The following is a 15329-nucleotide window of genomic DNA, read 5'->3' as shown; positions in this document are numbered from 1 at the left end:
CCTCCAACAAATTAATTTTGATGATGTAAAAGAAAAAGAGCGAGCCAGCTCCCCTCGAGCCTTTCTAGATAGTCTGAGGGGAGGTAACTCCCCTTATCCTCATGAATTACTTCCATTCGCCACTTATACCGGCAGCTTTCAGTTGCTTATTGACATCTTCAACGATTTCCTTGCCGCCTTTATTCATGTATTCCTGAACCATTTTATCCCAATTCGCGATCGGCTCTTGACCGACAATCATCTTCGTTTGCGTATCGTTGACCACCTTGTTTAACTCCGAGCTTTTCGCGTCCAGCACCTCGGAGTGGATGCGGCTAACGGGATCGATATAAAATTTCGTGGTTTTCAGCTGCTCGACTGTTCCTTGAACGAAGCTCTTCGTAAACGGATCCTGTACCGCCGCCGCCGGATCGTTCGCTTCATCACTGGGGGCCCAGCCACGGTCGATGATATAGGATTCCGGTTTAAGATCGGTGTTGTTCTCTTTATCGATGGCGATTCCGTTTTGAATCGTATACGCCTTATCGACACGCCCGTTCTTCCAATCGAAATCGGGATTTTGCGGATTCTGTTGATTCGGTGGTATAAAAGTGCGGAAATAGTCTTCTATGGCCAAAATTCGATCGATTTTGTCAGGATCGCTTTTCAGCTTGGCGTTAAGGCTTATCATTTGATAGTATCCGGGAAGTCCGGTATACCCTTGTTGTCCATCTTCCTGCTTAAAGGCCGGAATGATTGCAAGCTCGGCACCCGGATTTGCTTTTTTCAAATCCTTAAAGCGGGTTTCGGAAATGTCGTACGGCTGTTCATAGAAGATGCCGAATTTACCGGAGAAAAACTCTTTCCGAACGTCTGCGATTTTGGAAACCGCCCAGTCCTTATTAATGGCACCTGCTTGATACATGTCGTGTAATACGGTTATTTGCTGCTTAAAGCCATCCGATACTACTCCCGGAATGAGCTGACCTTGTGCGTTCTTGTGATACCAAACGTTATCCCAACTAGCGCCCATGGCAGCGCCATATACAATCAATTTCGCCATGCCAAGCCCGTATGTGTCGTTTTTACCATTCTTGTCGGGATCGTTTTTGGTAAAAGCGATCGCGACCTGCTTCAGTTCCTCGTAATTCGTCGGCATTTTGAGGCCTAGATTATCGAGCCAATCTTTGCGAATGATCGGTTTCTTCCCGTATTTGAGTGGAAAGTATTGCGGAATTGCATAAATTTTACCGTCCACGGTGACGGCATCCCAAACGCTTTTCGGTACTTGCTTAAGTGTCGGATATTTATCGATATAATCATTGAGCGGCAGGAATGCTCCCTGTTTCGCCCATTTGACGAAGTTTGCGTCCACGGACTCGGTGCCAATCATATCCGGCAAATCGCCTGCAGCCATAATAACCGGCAGCTTGTTGGTCAGTTCGTCATAAGGAATGTACTGGGGCTTAAAATCGACGTTGAACTTCTGGTTGATCATGTTGATCCCTTCACCTGTCGATGCAGGGAGCGGATTGGCCCAGGAGCCATTAATCATTGTGACGGCATGCTTCTTTGGCGCCACTGGCTCTTTCGAGGCAGCTGCTGTCGGTGCAGTTGTGTTCTTGTCTACAGCAGTAGGCGAGGATGACGCCACATCTGTATTTTTCGTCGAAGTACAACCAATCATGCCAACTGCAAGTGCGGTGATTAACGAGCCCTTTATCATTTTCATCGTTTTCATGCTTTCCCCTCCCAATTTTAGAACGATTGACATATAGCGAAATTTCGTTGTCCGGCAACCCATTATCCTTTTACAGAACCAAGCATCACCCCCTTTGCAAAATACTTTTGCAGAAATGGGTAAACAATCAGAATCGGGATTGTTGCAAGCAATATGGCTGCCATTCCGATTGTTTCCGGCGGCGGCAGATGAGCTGATTTGGCAGCCTCCCTTGCAGCAGAGGCCAGTGTGTTCGTTGCATCATTTAGTATGACAATTTGCCGAAGTACAACCTGCAGCGTCCATTTAGCCGGGTCGTTCAGGTATAAGATAGCGGAAAAATACGTATTCCAGTGCTGCACTGCGTAAAATAACCCAAATGTCGCCAATGCTGGCTTGGAAAGAGGGATGATAACCCGTGTAAAGACTTGCAGCTCGTTTCCACCATCGATATATGCTGCCTCATTCAGTTCTTCTGGTATGTTAAGAAAAAACTGCCGCATAACAATTAGGGTGTACGAATTAATCGCGCTCGGGATGATTAGTGACCAATATGAATTGATCAACCCCGTCATTTTCACAATCAAATAGGTTGGAATAAGTCCCGCGCCAAAAATAAAGGTGAACAGAACCAGAAACAGATAGAATCGTTGTCCCCAAAGTTTGCGTGTAAGCGAATAGGCCATCGTGGATGTCATTAATAAATTGAAAGCGGTACCGACGATTGTTACAAAGACGGTTATATATATGGAGCGAATGAATTCTTTGGAGCTAAAAATGAACTGATAGGAATCGAGAACCCAGGCTTTAGGCCACAAAACGAGGTCAGATTGCATATATTCCGAATATGAGGTGAATGAAACTGCAATGATGTAATAGAAAGGAAAGAACATAACGAGGCCGATGATGGTCAGCAAGACAATGTTTACTATATCGAAAATGTGCTCCGAAACCTTTTTTCTCCTGAACATACGGTGTTCCTCCTTCCTTTAGAAAACGCCATCTTCGCCGAATTTTTTGGCAAGCCAGTTAGCACCGATGATGAGAACAAGACCAACTAAGCCTTTAAACAAGCCGACAGCGGTACCAAAGCTGAAATCGGACTGTTGGATCCCTTTGTAATACACGAAGGTATCAAGCACATTACCAACCTCCATCGTGAACGGGTTAAGCATCAGGAAAATTTGTTCGAAACCGACGTCGAGAACAGTGCCTAACGTCAAAATGAGCAAAATAACAGTCGTACCTCGAATGGCAGGCAACGTGATGTGCCAAATTTTCCTCCACCGGCTGGCACCATCCATGATGGCGGCTTCGTACAGGTTCGGATTGACGCCGGCTAACGCTGCGAGGAAAATGATCGTTCCCCAACCGGAATCTTTCCAAATTACTTCCAGCACGATCAACGGCATAAACCACTCCGGCTGTTGTAAAAACGGGATCGCCTCCATACCGAACATCAGATGAAGCAATTTGTTGATTAATCCTTCGCTTTTGAGGAATATGGTTACAATTCCTATCACGACGACCCAAGACAAAAAGTGCGGCAAGTACACGACCGATTGGATGATTCGCTTAAATCGCTCGTTTCGAAGCTCGTTCAGCATCAGTGAAAGTACGATCGGAATCGGGAATACAAATACCGTTTGCAGAAAAAAAAGGAGCAGCGTATTCCAAAGAACGCGCACGACTTCGGCATCCTCAAAGATACGTTTGAAATGCTTCAAACCGACCCAAGGGCTGTGAAGAAAGCCCTGGAACGGGCTGTAATCCTCAAACGCGATAATATTGCCCAGCATTGGCACGTAGCGATACAGGATAAAGTAAGCGAGGCCCGGCAGCAGTAGTAAAAAGCAATACCGTTCTCTCCACAGCCTGGAACCCAGACTGCGCTTACGTACGAGCTGTGGCGATTGAACATCGGCATTCACAATGGTAGGATCCAACCGAGCTCCTCCTTTACATCAGATAATGGCAACATTGACTCGTTTTGTCATTCGAGCTCCGCCTGCCTTATCTAAGAATAGTTTCTTTCATATATTCGATATATCGAGGAAGGGCAATTTCTGGCTCTTCAATATTCGGGTGCCATTTTTTTTCCCATTCGAAAGAAAGCCAGCCTTCATAACCTTCAGCTTTCAAGCAGGCGACGCATTCCGCAATCGGAATGTCACCCTCACCGGGAAGCATGATCGTTTCCGCAGAGTCTCTCCCTTTCGAATCCTTCATGTGTGTATGCTTGATATGGCGACGAAGTTTTTCGAATGTTTCCGATATTGATTCGCCGTCACCATATTTATAAGGATTGTTGATGTCCCATAAAACACCAAACGCGGGGCTTTTTATATTGCGGAGCACATCAAGCAGCACTTCAGAGTCCGAGAAGTCGCCATGCGTCTCGAGCAGTACAGTAACGCCTTTGTCCACCGCGTAGCTGCTGAGCATTTCCACCCCGTTCGCTACCTGTGCGATTGTCTCATTTCTGTTGCTTTTGTCGGGAATCGCGTCGCCGAATATTCGAATAAAAGGAACGCCTAGCTCCCGGGCTAGATCGATTGTTGCTTTGCCTTCCACGATTGAAGCGTCAAATTTATCCGCGTCATGAAACACACATGAGGTGTCCAAACAACAGATCTCAAGTCCTCTGCTTTTCAGATCCTTCATCGTATTAGCCCGATTTTCTGGCAGGAACGGTCGGCATTTCGGTACAAACATCTCTCCCTCTACGCCACGAATTTCGATTCCGTCATAGCCGAGTCGAGATGCCTCTGCCACAATGTGCTCCCAGGTCCAATCCGGACAAGCCAAGGTTGTAAAAGAAATCTTCACTACAGCACTCCCTTTATTAAAAGAATGGCTTTCACGTTTATAATCTAAATCATAAAGAAGCACGGGCTTAAAGGATACAGCCGCTTTTTTCATTTATTCATTGATTTTCTGATGATCAAAAAAAGAGTGAAGAAGTGATAAATCCTACTAGGTGCAAATAGAGCGGAAATAACGAATGCTCATTCGTTACTTCCGCTCTTGAATTATTAATTATTCGTCTACGCGTACAGATCGGTGCTTAAATATTTCAATCCTGAATCGTTAATGGTCAATACGATCCGTGCGCCTTTCTCTCGCGACTTCAGCAGTTGCAGGGCTGCAGCAACGTTGGCCCCGGAAGAAAAACCCGCGAAAATCCCCTCTTCGCGCGCTAATCTCCTACAAGATTCAATCGCCTCCTCATCGGTAACCGTCAAGAAATCAGTGATCAAGTTTCGATCAACCAATGGCAACTCCATACTATAACCGCCGCCTTGCAGCCTGTGGTTCGGATTGGTCTGGGTTCCACCTGCCAAATAAGGTGCCCCTTCCGGTTCTACCAAATAGCTGCGAATGACAGGATTATAGGCATTCAACCTTTTGGCACAGCCAGCAAACGTTCCACCGCTTCCTGCAAAGTCAAGATACACATCGAAATCGCCACTCGTTTGCTCCCATATCTCTTCTGCTGTATGTAACTCATGAGCGAGCAAACTCCCGCGATGATGGAATTGATCCGCACGGAATGCGCCTCGTTCTTGAACGATATGAAGCGTTTCTGCGTCTACAGCCGCAAGATCCTCGCCAGACACTTGTCCGGGCATTGAGCCAGTCGCTTGTTCGACCAGTACGACCTCGGCTCCTAGCGCACGCATCATCCGCGCCCTCTCCATCGAATTCCCCTTCGACATAACAGCAACAAACGGGTACCCTTTCACCGCGCAGACAATAGCAAGCCCAGTTCCGGTATTGCCGCTAGTCAGCTCCACGACGGTCTGACCTGGAGTAAGCGTACCGTCCAGCTCTGCTTCTTCTATAATTTGAAGCGCAATACGGTCTTTCTTGCTAAAACCAGGATTGAGGTATTCGAGCTTGGCATAAATTTCTCCGTCTAATTCCTTGGTTAACCGGCTCAATCTAACCATTGGTGTGTTTCCTATCGCTTGATGAGCGCCATCCAGAATTGTTCTACGATAGTCGATCATTTGCCCCACTCCTTTCCATTTCTCTTTCGACTTCTTAAAGTTAATAAGAGAACCATGAAATCCCTGCGTGGTGCAGCTAATAATGTTTTTAGTTAATTATTTTATTCGAGGCGATGCTCCCAATCCCTCTCTATACTTTGAGTACATGAAAGTAATTTGTCGGTTAGTTGGGGAGGCTATTTCAATATTGAAAAAGAAAAAACCTTGAATCATCAAGGTTTTTTCTTAACTTGCCCAGAATTTTATCAAGTGTTTTTTGATCGACTATTTTTCTAGAAAATGACGCAATAAATTTAGTGCCACTGTTTTCCGATAAACCGCTGTAGAGCGTTGATCATCTATTGGTTTTAATATACTTTCAAAATCAGCAACAACCCCATCAATTAACTTATTATCCAACGGAAATGCTTCTCCCAATAATTTTTTTTCAATATCCATGGAACGTACAATGGTCGGACCTACAGCACCGAAAGCAAATCGAGCATCACAAATCCTGCCTTCATCCCAACGCATCGAACCCGCAAACGATATTTTTGCTATTGCATCTGCTCTTCTGTTAGCTACTTTCTCATAAACAAAATAAGTATGATCCTCTTGCACTTCTGGCAAAATGATTTCTGTCACGATTTCATCTTTCAATCTGTTCACTTTTCTTGGTCCTTGAATAAAATCTCGAATATCTAATACCCTTTCACCTCTAGCGGATCTCAGTCGTATTTTAGCGTTATAGATATATAGCAATGGCAAAGTATCTCCTGCAGGGGATGCATTGCAAATATTCCCGCCAATCGTTCCTCTATTTCGAATAGCTGGCGCGGCAATTTCTTTTATTGCTTTCTTTAGTATTACCGGTATGAGGGCGTGTTTCAACAGTTCGCTAAAGGAACAACAAGCACCTATATGAATGTCATGATTCACCTTATAAATCTGTTTTAATTCCTTTAAATGATCGATAAAAACAATGGGTTTAACAAACTTGGCAGGGCTTCCTTTAGGACTTTTATGCTGTACCATGACATCTGTGCCGCCCGCAATAATTTGGCAATCTTCTCTGCTTAATTGAGAGATGGTTTCTTCTAAACTCATAAATCGGTAGGATGTGTTGGTCTTCATTACCATAAGCCTTCACCCTTTTTCGCTGCTAAGTCAATCGCATCCACAATCATGTTATAGCCGGTACAACGGCACAAATTTCCGGAGATTCCTTCACGAATCTCTTCTTCTGTCGGATGAGGATTTTGGGATAGAAGGGCTGCACTTGCCATAACCATTCCTGGAATGCAATAACCACATTGAACTGCGCCTGCTTCCGAATAGCATTCACTTAACATTTGAAACTGTGTCGTCTTACAATATCCATCAATGGTAATAATATCTGCTCCTTCAATGGCGCCAATGGGAATGAGACAGCTATTTTGAACAAGAGAATTTACAAGGACACTACAAGTCCCGCACTCTCCATCCCCACAGCCTTCCTTTGAACCAATTAACTGAAATTCCTCTCTTAATAGATCAATTAATCTAATTGTGGATGGAGCTTTTGTTATTACTTCTCTTCCATTAAGGTGAAATTTAATCAATTGCCTCCCCCGCCTTCTTCGCCAAACTTTCGATAATCAATTCTGGCGTAACAGGAATTTGAAAAAAGGATTTTTGCAAGGCATCTTCTATCGCTGCTTGCACAGCAGGAGCTCCTCCCGTTAGTGGCAATTCACCGACACCTTTCGCGCCATATGGTCCTCCAGCAAAAGGATTATCATAAAGTTTACTTTCAATATGGACTACATCCATAGCCGTTGGAGGGCCATAGTCTGAAATGCTTTTTTGCTGGATCTTGCCTGATTTAGACGTCATTTTTTCCATAAAACCATAAGCGATTCCTTGGACCATGCCACCATCGATCTGACCCTTAACAATTTGTTCATCAATTGCTTTTCCTATATCAAAGCTACCGTAAATCTTTTCCACTTGAACATTTCCAGTTATGGTATCCACTTCTAGTTCAATCATATTTACTCCCCACGCATAAGCGGGATAAGCATCTCCAGAGAATTTTTCCTCATCCCATGGAATCATTTCTTCATGTACATAGTGTTCTACTACCTCTTGAGCTACACCTGAAAGCCATCCAGCTTTCAGTTTGCTTGCTGCCCGTTCCAGTAATTTGCCGACAATCATCGTGGTTCTGGATGCTACGGTTGGACCAGAATCAGGAACTTCTTTCGTATCCGGATATGGAAACGATATGTCTTCGTAAGGCAGTCCAAGCTCTTGCGCTACAATTTTGCTCATAATGGTTAGCGCGCCCTGACCCATATCTGAATTTGAGATCTTGATCAGCACTTGATCGTTTTCTGTTTTTGCTAACTTTACTGTAGCTTTTATATGGTCTCTTTCCCCACTGCCGGTGAATCCACAGCCGTGCAAGAAAAAGGAAGCGCCTATCCCTTTTTTGTAGCGTTTGTTTTGCAGGTTAAAGCCGTGGAACTCTTCTTTTTTCTTTGTGTAGTCGACTGTAAGCATTAACTCTTTGATCATGTCTTCTATCAAAACTGGGTCTTTAAATCTCCCGTTGGTAATGGTGGCATCACCTTGTTTGACCAAATAGTTTCTTTTATATTCAATGGGGTCTCGTTTTAGCTTTTTACTAATGTGTCCCATAAGACTTTCAATTGCTGCAAAACTTTGCGGTGCGCCAAAGCCTCTAAAAGCTCCATTGGGCACAGTATTGGTTTTCAGCGCATAGCCTTTCGCATGAAAATGCGGAATTTTATATACGCCTGCACTGTTCAGTAATGCCCTCTGCAAAACAACAGGACTCAAACCTGCATTTGCTCCGCTGTCAAGAAAGAGCTCTACATTCATACTTAGAATATTTCCTTCTTCATTTAAAGCTGTTCGATATATAAATTTGGAAGGATGTCTCTTTGTCGTTACTTCAAAATCCTCTGCTCGGTCAAACAAAAGCATAACCGGTTTTTTGACAACCTTCGCAGCTATGCCAACATGACAAGCCATCATAGAAGGGAAATCTTCTTTCCCGCCAAACCCGCCGCCTGTAGGACTTTGAATCACCCTTACCTCATCATTCTCACATGCCAGAGCGCTAATCAATGCCTTTTTCACATAATAAAGACATTGCATCGATCCTTCTACAAGGATTTCATCCTGCTTATAAATCCCTAGCATTCCTTGGGGTTCCAAATAGACATGTTCTTGATAACCAGTCTCGTAAACTTCTTCTATGATTTGATGTGCATTTTCCTCTATAGATTGTATCACTTCGAGACTTTCTCCAAATTCATGACTGGCAAATACGCCTGTTTGATCCTTTTGTTTAATCGCTTCTTCTAATGTATAGATTGCTTGATGTTCTTCAATATCCACTTGGGCTTCATCTAATAATTGATATAGAATGTCTAACTTTGGGCCAACGAGCATGAACAGGGGTTCCCCAATATAATTGACCCATTCATTAGCAAAAATGGGCTGATCCTTATGTAACAGTTTTACAAAATTAGCCCCGGGGATGTGTTCTGCTCCAATCTTTTCATAACCTTCAGGCAATGGAGGCAGCTGGATGGATCGTACTTTACCGTATGCGGTTGGCGATCGATACAAAACACCATAAAGCATAGATTCTACTTTCACATCACCGATATAAGCTAGTTGACCTGATACTTTCCCATCGTGATCCTTTTTTTTCACAGAGATACTAATATCCTTAGCATTCATCGGAACAGCACCCCTTATGGTTGTAATATTCGGTCGCTTTTTCGAAATCTTCTGGAGTATCCAGATCCATAAGGACACCCAAATCTTTTACATTCAAATAATTCTTTTCATATATTTGAATAATCTTTCGCAAGTTACTGTTTGTATTGGCTTCAAGAATGCGGTTCTTGATCTCGCCAGATAATTTAATGGGATGTCCACTTTTCAAATGATAACTTGGAATCACTACCTTCCCCTCTGCTATTGCTAAATTCCGTATAGTTTCTTTTTCTACAAGCGGACAATCCCCAGGTGTTATAAAGAAACTAGATGCTTCCACTTCTCTGCAACCTCTTTGAACGGAACTAAACATACCTTGGTCAAAACTTGGATTAACCACACATACGATATCCATGGCATATTTGTTATTCTTCTGCATCTCAGATGTTGCTTCTTTTATCCGTTCCCACTGAAAACCACTCACCACGATAACCCTTTTACATATTCCTTCAAATTTGGAGATGGTATGCTCCAATACTGTCATTTCCCCTAGTTTTAATGTCATTTTAAAATCATTTGCTCTGCTTGAATATCCGGCTGCAAGGATGATCGCTTCCATCGATTCCACCTCTTTGGCCTATTATTAAAATGTAATATAATATATGCTCCTGAATATTGCGTATAACCTGAATAAACTTTATTACACGTTCTGTACATTTATCGATTCTATCTCCTCAATGTATTGGCTCAATAAATACATACTGAATGCCGCCACAAATACCTCCATCTTCATAAAACAGCCCTGCAGTCAGATCAACCGTGTGCTGGGTGCTCATTTTTGTGGCTATAACATGCATGGCTATTTCAATCACCTCGCTTTCCCCGCAGCCGCCTCCGATCGTCCCGTCTATTGTTCCATCGGCATAAATAATCATTTTCGCGCCGACCTTTCTGGGCGTAGAACCCTTCGTTCGAATCACGGTAGCCAGAGCCGCATTTGCACAGGTAGATTTAATCCTCACGATCCGTTTCAGCAGCTCAAGTTCGCTCATTCAGCTTCCTCCTGCCTATCCACGATAAAATGGCCGATTTCTTCTTTTAGTGATTTTCCCGATTTATGATTCTTCACCTTTAAAATTTCCGCCAATACACTGATTGCTATTTCCTCAGGCGTTTGTGCGCCAATATCTAGGCCAATAGGAGCATATACATTCTGAAATCCGACATCTGGAAAATCCTTATGGAGTTGAGAAAATACTCCTGAAATGCGTCTACGGCTTCCAATCATTCCTATGTAGGGAACAGAAAGATGCAGGATTTCACGAAGGATCGCAACATCATACTGATGGCCCCGTGTGAGCAACAAAATATAAGGCCTATCCGTTATGTCCAAACTTCGGAAATATTCATTATAAGGTCTACATGCAACCTCGTCAGCCAGAGGGAATTGTTCAAAATTCGCAAATTGAGGCCTATCGCAAATGACAGTGATATAAAACCCAAGCTTTTTACCTATTTCCACCAAAGGCTTCGCCACATGGCCAGCTCCCGCAACTATTAAATGCAGCGGCTGCGGATACACTTCCACAAAATATTCAATTTCGCAGGACATTATTTGTGAGATGTACGTATTTGATTTTTGTTTGGCAAACGCCATCCTTGCATTTTCCAATAAAGGCTGCCATTCTTCCATTGCTAATTCTTGTTCACAAAATACTTTTCCATCAGAGTAAACCAGCAGCTTGGTTCCCACAGTAACTTCCCTTAGCTGACAATCTAGGTTTGGATCATGAAGACTGATCTTTGTGACTGTTATTAAGGTAACCCCTAATCGATTTTCAATTGAGGAGATCAGTCTCTGGTAAAGTTCCATGCATCTCGCCCTCTCTTATAACGAAACTTCATTTATAGATATATATTATTTAACAGTTATAATTATCAGAATTTTTTTCAGAGCATAGATACTTTCACTATAACTACTTCAAAGAAGGCAAAATCTACTTAGCTTGTGCCATGCTCGTTCCTTTAGACACAGTCCAAGTGTGATCCGACCCGAAAATTGAACTCACTATAAAGTAGGTGAATTTGTGTCGCAAGACTACAATGTTGGGACATTTGTGCACTTTTTGATGACACAATTCCTCCCACATTAAAATAAAAAAGCCTGATTCCTCAGGCATTTACGTTTAAAATTATGTAGGCACATTTGTGTCATTGGACAGTCATTAATGACAACAACCGAAATGATTGAGTGATAGTCCCGTCACGATCTAAAAATACAGCTTGAATTTTTGACATTCATTCAGTTTCAATCCTTTCTAGCGAACGAACACTAATTGTTAAATTTACTGCCGTGGCAGAACTAATCATTATTTCTGTTCAACTATAGTTATCCGTTAGTTAAATTCACAATCACTTAATCTATTTGGGGAATATAATGCTTTTCCCCATTTCCCAAAAATCATTAGTTCATAATCATTTACGCCGTTTAGATTAATTATAAAATGATTTTCTCCCCCATCATCTATCGCGGATATAAAGTCGCCATTAATACATTGCATATATCCAAGTTTAACAGTTGGTTCGGAGTATTCTTCTGAATGTGACAAGGTATATATTTGACCATTCCATTTCAATGTTTTTGGCGGAATATCACACGATTCTGATTCTCCAATTAGACTTGGTTGCTCATTTAACCCTGAAGTATTTAATGAAGCGGCTTTAGAAGTTTTCGATTCTTTAATTAAATTACTCGCTACGCAACCAATGCCGAGAATTACCACAAAGGTAACAAGCACAAAGACTTTTGGGATATTCAACTCACCTCATTTTGTTTTTAGCGCCATTATACCCGTGTTTTCATCTCATTAAACTATCCTGCCCGTTACTTGAACAGGCTGCCCTTAATCCCGGCAGCCTGTACTAGTATTGTGCTATCGTTACCCGTTAGCTTAATCATTCATTTTGTTATCAATCTACTTAGTTCTTGCTTAGCAACTTCTTCAACCCAAGCAACAAAATTTGGGCAATCATTAATTCTGTATATCGTATTTTCTGGATAACCATCAAGGGGTGTTATGTGCTCAAAACAGTGGTCATGAACAAGCATTATTATTGATGAGTTATTCTTATGGTATAGTGTCATATTGCCGTTAGCCTCAAAGGCGAAGGCTATGTAGTCGTTGGGATTGATATAGCTTTCGAACTCTTCATGATTACTTACATCCGCGATATAATTTTCCCACCCTTGAAAACCTTCTTCTGCATCTTCAAGAGTTAATGCTGAATTCAAATTTAACAACCAACTTATTCCAGTCTCGTTCCATCTTTCAGTTATTCCCCCGAAATATGTTAAAAGTAATTTATGTTCATTGCATAACGGCTTATTAATATCAATTGCAGGAGGCTTAACTAACCAACCGAAAGAATTCCCTTCAAGGTCAGACCATCCTAATAATTGATAGGATTCATTGTTAACTTGAACATTAGTTATACGTGCCTTCATTAATAATTCACTCAAAACTGGGTAAAAGCTTGTGAATGAGTCAGGAAATCTAAACCACTTAAACACTTCCTTTAAGGAAAATATTTATTTCAGGATATATATCTTCCATAAAAATTTCCATTCCCCTTCTTTTGAACTGTGTGAAACCAAGCAAAACTGCCCGTTAGCTGAAAAGGCAGCAGGAAACACCGGCTGCCTTCTCTTATTCAAAAAGCTCTCGTTCTTGGTTATTTCTCATGGACTTTTTACTGATATAGGATACCATTTTAAATCCTCAGATCTAGTATAATTTGATTTGGCGTAGCGATATTCATAGAGAACCTTCCCTTCTTCATTTAACGCCCTGGCATTAAAATCATTCCAAGGGAATGATTTATCCCAAGAAAATGTAATAGGGATATTTAACTCTGCTTTCTTTCTTATTCTGTTTCCCTCGGGTCCGATTTCTAAATACGATATCTGCGGGTCATTCAACAAAACACTGATAACAGTCGCGGCCCTATCTTTGTCATCCGAGTATAAGACTCCGCCGATTGTTTTAATTGAGTCATCGGTATGAAAATAATACGTGGATGTTCTCGAAACCCATAAAAACCCAAATGATTTGAAACTTATTGCTGTAATAGGTTTATCTGGTGAATCAAAAATGAATACTTTTCCCCATGGATATTCAACTTGATCTAATAAAACTGAATCTTTCGGTACAAATGAGTTAGCTCTAGCAGCACTTAATGCATCTAATTTGTACTCCCCTAAATATAAAAATGAAGAAATCAACAATAAGAAGATTACAGTTGTAATTCCTAATCTTTTTTTCCTCATCTTTCCCTCCAATTGGCACATAAAGCCTTTTGTTACATTCTATATCTTCGTTTCAATTATTTTGACATTAATAACTAGAAGGTTGCCGCGGCAGCCGCAAAAATATTGTTATCCGTTAGCGTAAGATTAGTCAACCCTCGAATCACATATCCGAATAAAAATGCTAAAAGTACTATAAGTGATATAAACACCTTATTTTTACTCATCTCTTTCCCCGTTATATTGAAATGTCACTTTCTTTAAAGAAGGTGATTTCTGTATCGCTTTGCTGCCCGCTAGGTTAAAAAAGGCCACCGATTCACCGGCAGCCATGTTTTGGTCGTCTATTTAGATATCGTTCACCGTTAGTTAAACGATTTAGTTATTGAATAGGTTGAAATGCAACGTTCCAAATACCATCTTCGTCTTTAATCATTTGGAAACCCGACTTAGCTTCTGCGTCTTTTCTTGATTGATACTCAATAAATCCTTCAAAATCGCTTGTTTGTATGAACTTGCCTGTTTCAATATTTTTAAATGGTTTAAGAATCTCTTCTTTTGTCCCTCTGTCTGAAACTGGAAATTTTTCAAACTCTTCTTTTGTCCATAGAACATGCCCTTTTCTATCCGTGTACAGAGCATAAATGACATCTCTTTTATTATCCAGTGAGGCTTGAACGTATATCTTAGCTATACTAATTTGTTCTAACCCTTTTAAATGCTGTTCATTTAAATCTTTTTGAAAGTTGTTATACACCTCTTGTTCTTTGGATGATAACTTAAAATCAGATGATGAGATTGGAGCTGAAGTCGGAAGTGGTGTTGGGTCAGCAATCTTGCTTTCCTTGTTTAAGCAACCTGTAAGTGCGACAAGTATTACCGCCAATGTTAAAATAATTTTAAACTTCATTTCCATTAATTAAAAGCTCCTTTTCATTTCCGTAATCTACGCACCTGATAGCTGTTTTGAAAGCCACATTTTTGCGTTCTTATATATATTCGCAATTGTCTTTTTTTAACAGACGGTATCACTGAGATTATACTCATCACTTTCTTCTTAAGGAGACGAAATGTAGAAGGTTTAAGTTGCAACTTACGTTAATCTGCCCTTCAGATGTTTAACTATCGTTCTTCGTTAGCTCAATCACTTTTTCTAGTGATTTTATTAATTCGTTTGAATGTTACCGCTTTTTTCATGATGTAACCTAACAATCCAAATGTACTCGGTAATAAAAATAAGATTAAATATTCAACCAAAATCTTATGATTATTAAAGTAGTGTACAATAAAATAATATCCTCGCATTGGCTTTACATATAAAAATTGTAATGTCTCTGCAAGTTTTGATATCGAAAGGAATTCAAACAAAAGCCCTAAAACAATGCCTAATATTGGGTATAAAGCAAGAAACAAAACATACGCATTACTTTTACGTTGTATTGCTCCGCATAAAAACCACGTAACAAGAAATAGTGTTGAAATAACAAAACCTGATATTGAATATTGAAGCTTCGTGTTAAAAAAACTATTTAAAATATTTATAACGATTATAGCAACAACTGTAATAACACTATGTTTTAAAATTACCATGCTTCTA

Annotated in this window: 17 protein-coding genes; all 17 read right to left on the bottom strand. The window is 41.1% G+C overall.

Features of this window, described 5'->3' with window-relative positions; all coding sequences use genetic code 11:
* Positions 1-106: 106 nt before the first annotated feature.
* The gene (locus AC58QG_RS02250) at positions 107-1720 is read right to left on the bottom strand and encodes an extracellular solute-binding protein (protein WP_497360345.1); all 1614 of its coding nucleotides are present in this window, start codon (positions 1718-1720) and stop codon (positions 107-109) included.
* Between the two features lie 62 nt (positions 1721-1782).
* Positions 1783-2670 carry a carbohydrate ABC transporter permease gene (locus AC58QG_RS02245; protein ID WP_497360343.1) on the bottom strand — a complete coding sequence of 296 codons (888 nt, stop codon included), beginning with the start codon at positions 2668-2670 and terminating at the stop codon, positions 1783-1785.
* A gap of 18 nt (positions 2671-2688) precedes the next feature.
* Positions 2689-3585, bottom strand: a complete 897-nt coding sequence (locus AC58QG_RS02240; protein WP_497362762.1) for an ABC transporter permease — start codon at positions 3583-3585, stop codon at positions 2689-2691.
* 127 nt (positions 3586-3712) lie between these two features.
* A complete protein-coding gene (locus AC58QG_RS02235; RefSeq protein ID WP_497360341.1) occupies positions 3713-4528 on the bottom strand; it encodes a sugar phosphate isomerase/epimerase family protein in 816 nt (271 codons plus the stop codon).
* 218 nt (positions 4529-4746) lie between these two features.
* Positions 4747-5712 carry a PLP-dependent cysteine synthase family protein gene (locus tag AC58QG_RS02230; protein ID WP_497360339.1) on the bottom strand — a complete coding sequence of 322 codons (966 nt, stop codon included), beginning with the start codon at positions 5710-5712 and terminating at the stop codon, positions 4747-4749.
* Positions 5713-5976: 264 nt separating this feature from the next.
* Positions 5977-6798, bottom strand: coding sequence for an FAD binding domain-containing protein (locus AC58QG_RS02225; RefSeq protein WP_497360337.1), 822 nt, complete (start codon positions 6796-6798; stop codon positions 5977-5979).
* A 26-nt stretch (positions 6799-6824) separates the two neighbouring features.
* Complete coding sequence (locus tag AC58QG_RS02220) at positions 6825-7292, bottom strand: (2Fe-2S)-binding protein (RefSeq protein ID WP_497360334.1); 468 nt, start codon at positions 7290-7292, stop codon at positions 6825-6827.
* Positions 7285-9447 carry a xanthine dehydrogenase family protein molybdopterin-binding subunit gene (locus AC58QG_RS02215; RefSeq protein WP_497360332.1) on the bottom strand — a complete coding sequence of 721 codons (2163 nt, stop codon included), beginning with the start codon at positions 9445-9447 and terminating at the stop codon, positions 7285-7287. Before AC58QG_RS02215 ends, AC58QG_RS02220 begins: the two co-directional genes overlap by 8 nt.
* On the bottom strand, positions 9437-10045 hold the full coding sequence (locus AC58QG_RS02210) for a nucleotidyltransferase family protein (protein WP_497360330.1): 609 nt from the start codon (positions 10043-10045) through the stop codon (positions 9437-9439). Before AC58QG_RS02210 ends, AC58QG_RS02215 begins: the two co-directional genes overlap by 11 nt.
* 115 nt (positions 10046-10160) lie before the next feature.
* Positions 10161-10478, bottom strand: a complete 318-nt coding sequence (locus tag AC58QG_RS02205; RefSeq protein ID WP_497360328.1) for an XdhC family protein — start codon at positions 10476-10478, stop codon at positions 10161-10163.
* Entirely contained in the window at positions 10475-11299 is an 825-nt protein-coding gene (locus tag AC58QG_RS02200) for an XdhC family protein (RefSeq protein WP_497360326.1), read from the bottom strand. Before AC58QG_RS02200 ends, AC58QG_RS02205 begins: the two co-directional genes overlap by 4 nt.
* A 523-nt stretch (positions 11300-11822) precedes the next feature.
* Positions 11823-12245, bottom strand: a complete 423-nt coding sequence (locus AC58QG_RS02195) for a hypothetical protein (protein WP_497360324.1) — start codon at positions 12243-12245, stop codon at positions 11823-11825.
* Between the two features lie 140 nt (positions 12246-12385).
* Positions 12386-12946: a hypothetical protein gene (locus tag AC58QG_RS02190; RefSeq protein ID WP_497360322.1), complete on the bottom strand. Its 561-nt coding sequence runs from the start codon at positions 12944-12946 to the stop codon at positions 12386-12388.
* 219 nt (positions 12947-13165) lie between these two features.
* Complete coding sequence (locus AC58QG_RS02185) at positions 13166-13753, bottom strand: hypothetical protein (RefSeq protein WP_497360320.1); 588 nt, start codon at positions 13751-13753, stop codon at positions 13166-13168.
* 74 nt (positions 13754-13827) lie between these two features.
* Entirely contained in the window at positions 13828-13959 is a 132-nt protein-coding gene (locus AC58QG_RS02180; protein WP_497360318.1) for a hypothetical protein, read from the bottom strand.
* 155 nt (positions 13960-14114) lie between these two features.
* Entirely contained in the window at positions 14115-14648 is a 534-nt protein-coding gene (locus AC58QG_RS02175) for an RNA polymerase subunit sigma (protein ID WP_497360316.1), read from the bottom strand.
* A gap of 224 nt (positions 14649-14872) precedes the next feature.
* Positions 14873-15322 (bottom strand): hypothetical protein, encoded by a 450-nt coding sequence (locus AC58QG_RS02170; protein WP_497360314.1) that lies wholly within the window; start codon positions 15320-15322, stop codon positions 14873-14875.
* Between the last annotated feature and the right edge of the window lie 7 nt (positions 15323-15329).

It is taken from the genome of Paenibacillus sp. J22P169 (genome assembly GCF_059691995.1).
The sequence above is the reverse complement of the archived record's forward strand: the minus strand, read 5'-3'. Positions and strand labels throughout refer to the sequence as shown.

What these genes read in the sequence shown, in the direction of transcription:
- AC58QG_RS02250 (WP_497360345.1), bottom strand. Translation starts at nt 1,720, where the DNA reads ATGAAAACGATGAAAATGATAAAGGGCTCGTTAATCACCGCACTTGCA.
- AC58QG_RS02245 (WP_497360343.1), bottom strand. Translation starts at nt 2,670, where the DNA reads ATGTTCAGGAGAAAAAAGGTTTCGGAGCACATTTTCGATATAGTAAAC.
- AC58QG_RS02230 (WP_497360339.1), bottom strand. Translation starts at nt 5,712, where the DNA reads ATGATCGACTATCGTAGAACAATTCTGGATGGCGCTCATCAAGCGATA.
- AC58QG_RS02225 (WP_497360337.1), bottom strand. Translation starts at nt 6,798, where the DNA reads ATGAGTTTAGAAGAAACCATCTCTCAATTAAGCAGAGAAGATTGCCAA.
- AC58QG_RS02215 (WP_497360332.1), bottom strand. Translation starts at nt 9,447, where the DNA reads ATGAATGCTAAGGATATTAGTATCTCTGTGAAAAAAAAGGATCACGAT.
- AC58QG_RS02210 (WP_497360330.1), bottom strand. Translation starts at nt 10,045, where the DNA reads ATGGAAGCGATCATCCTTGCAGCCGGATATTCAAGCAGAGCAAATGAT.
- AC58QG_RS02205 (WP_497360328.1), bottom strand. Translation starts at nt 10,478, where the DNA reads ATGAGCGAACTTGAGCTGCTGAAACGGATCGTGAGGATTAAATCTACC.
- AC58QG_RS02200 (WP_497360326.1), bottom strand. Translation starts at nt 11,299, where the DNA reads ATGGAACTTTACCAGAGACTGATCTCCTCAATTGAAAATCGATTAGGG.
- AC58QG_RS02185 (WP_497360320.1), bottom strand. Translation starts at nt 13,753, where the DNA reads ATGAGGAAAAAAAGATTAGGAATTACAACTGTAATCTTCTTATTGTTG.
- AC58QG_RS02180 (WP_497360318.1), bottom strand. Translation starts at nt 13,959, where the DNA reads ATGAGTAAAAATAAGGTGTTTATATCACTTATAGTACTTTTAGCATTT.
- AC58QG_RS02175 (WP_497360316.1), bottom strand. Translation starts at nt 14,648, where the DNA reads ATGGAAATGAAGTTTAAAATTATTTTAACATTGGCGGTAATACTTGTC.
- AC58QG_RS02170 (WP_497360314.1), bottom strand. Translation starts at nt 15,322, where the DNA reads ATGGTAATTTTAAAACATAGTGTTATTACAGTTGTTGCTATAATCGTT.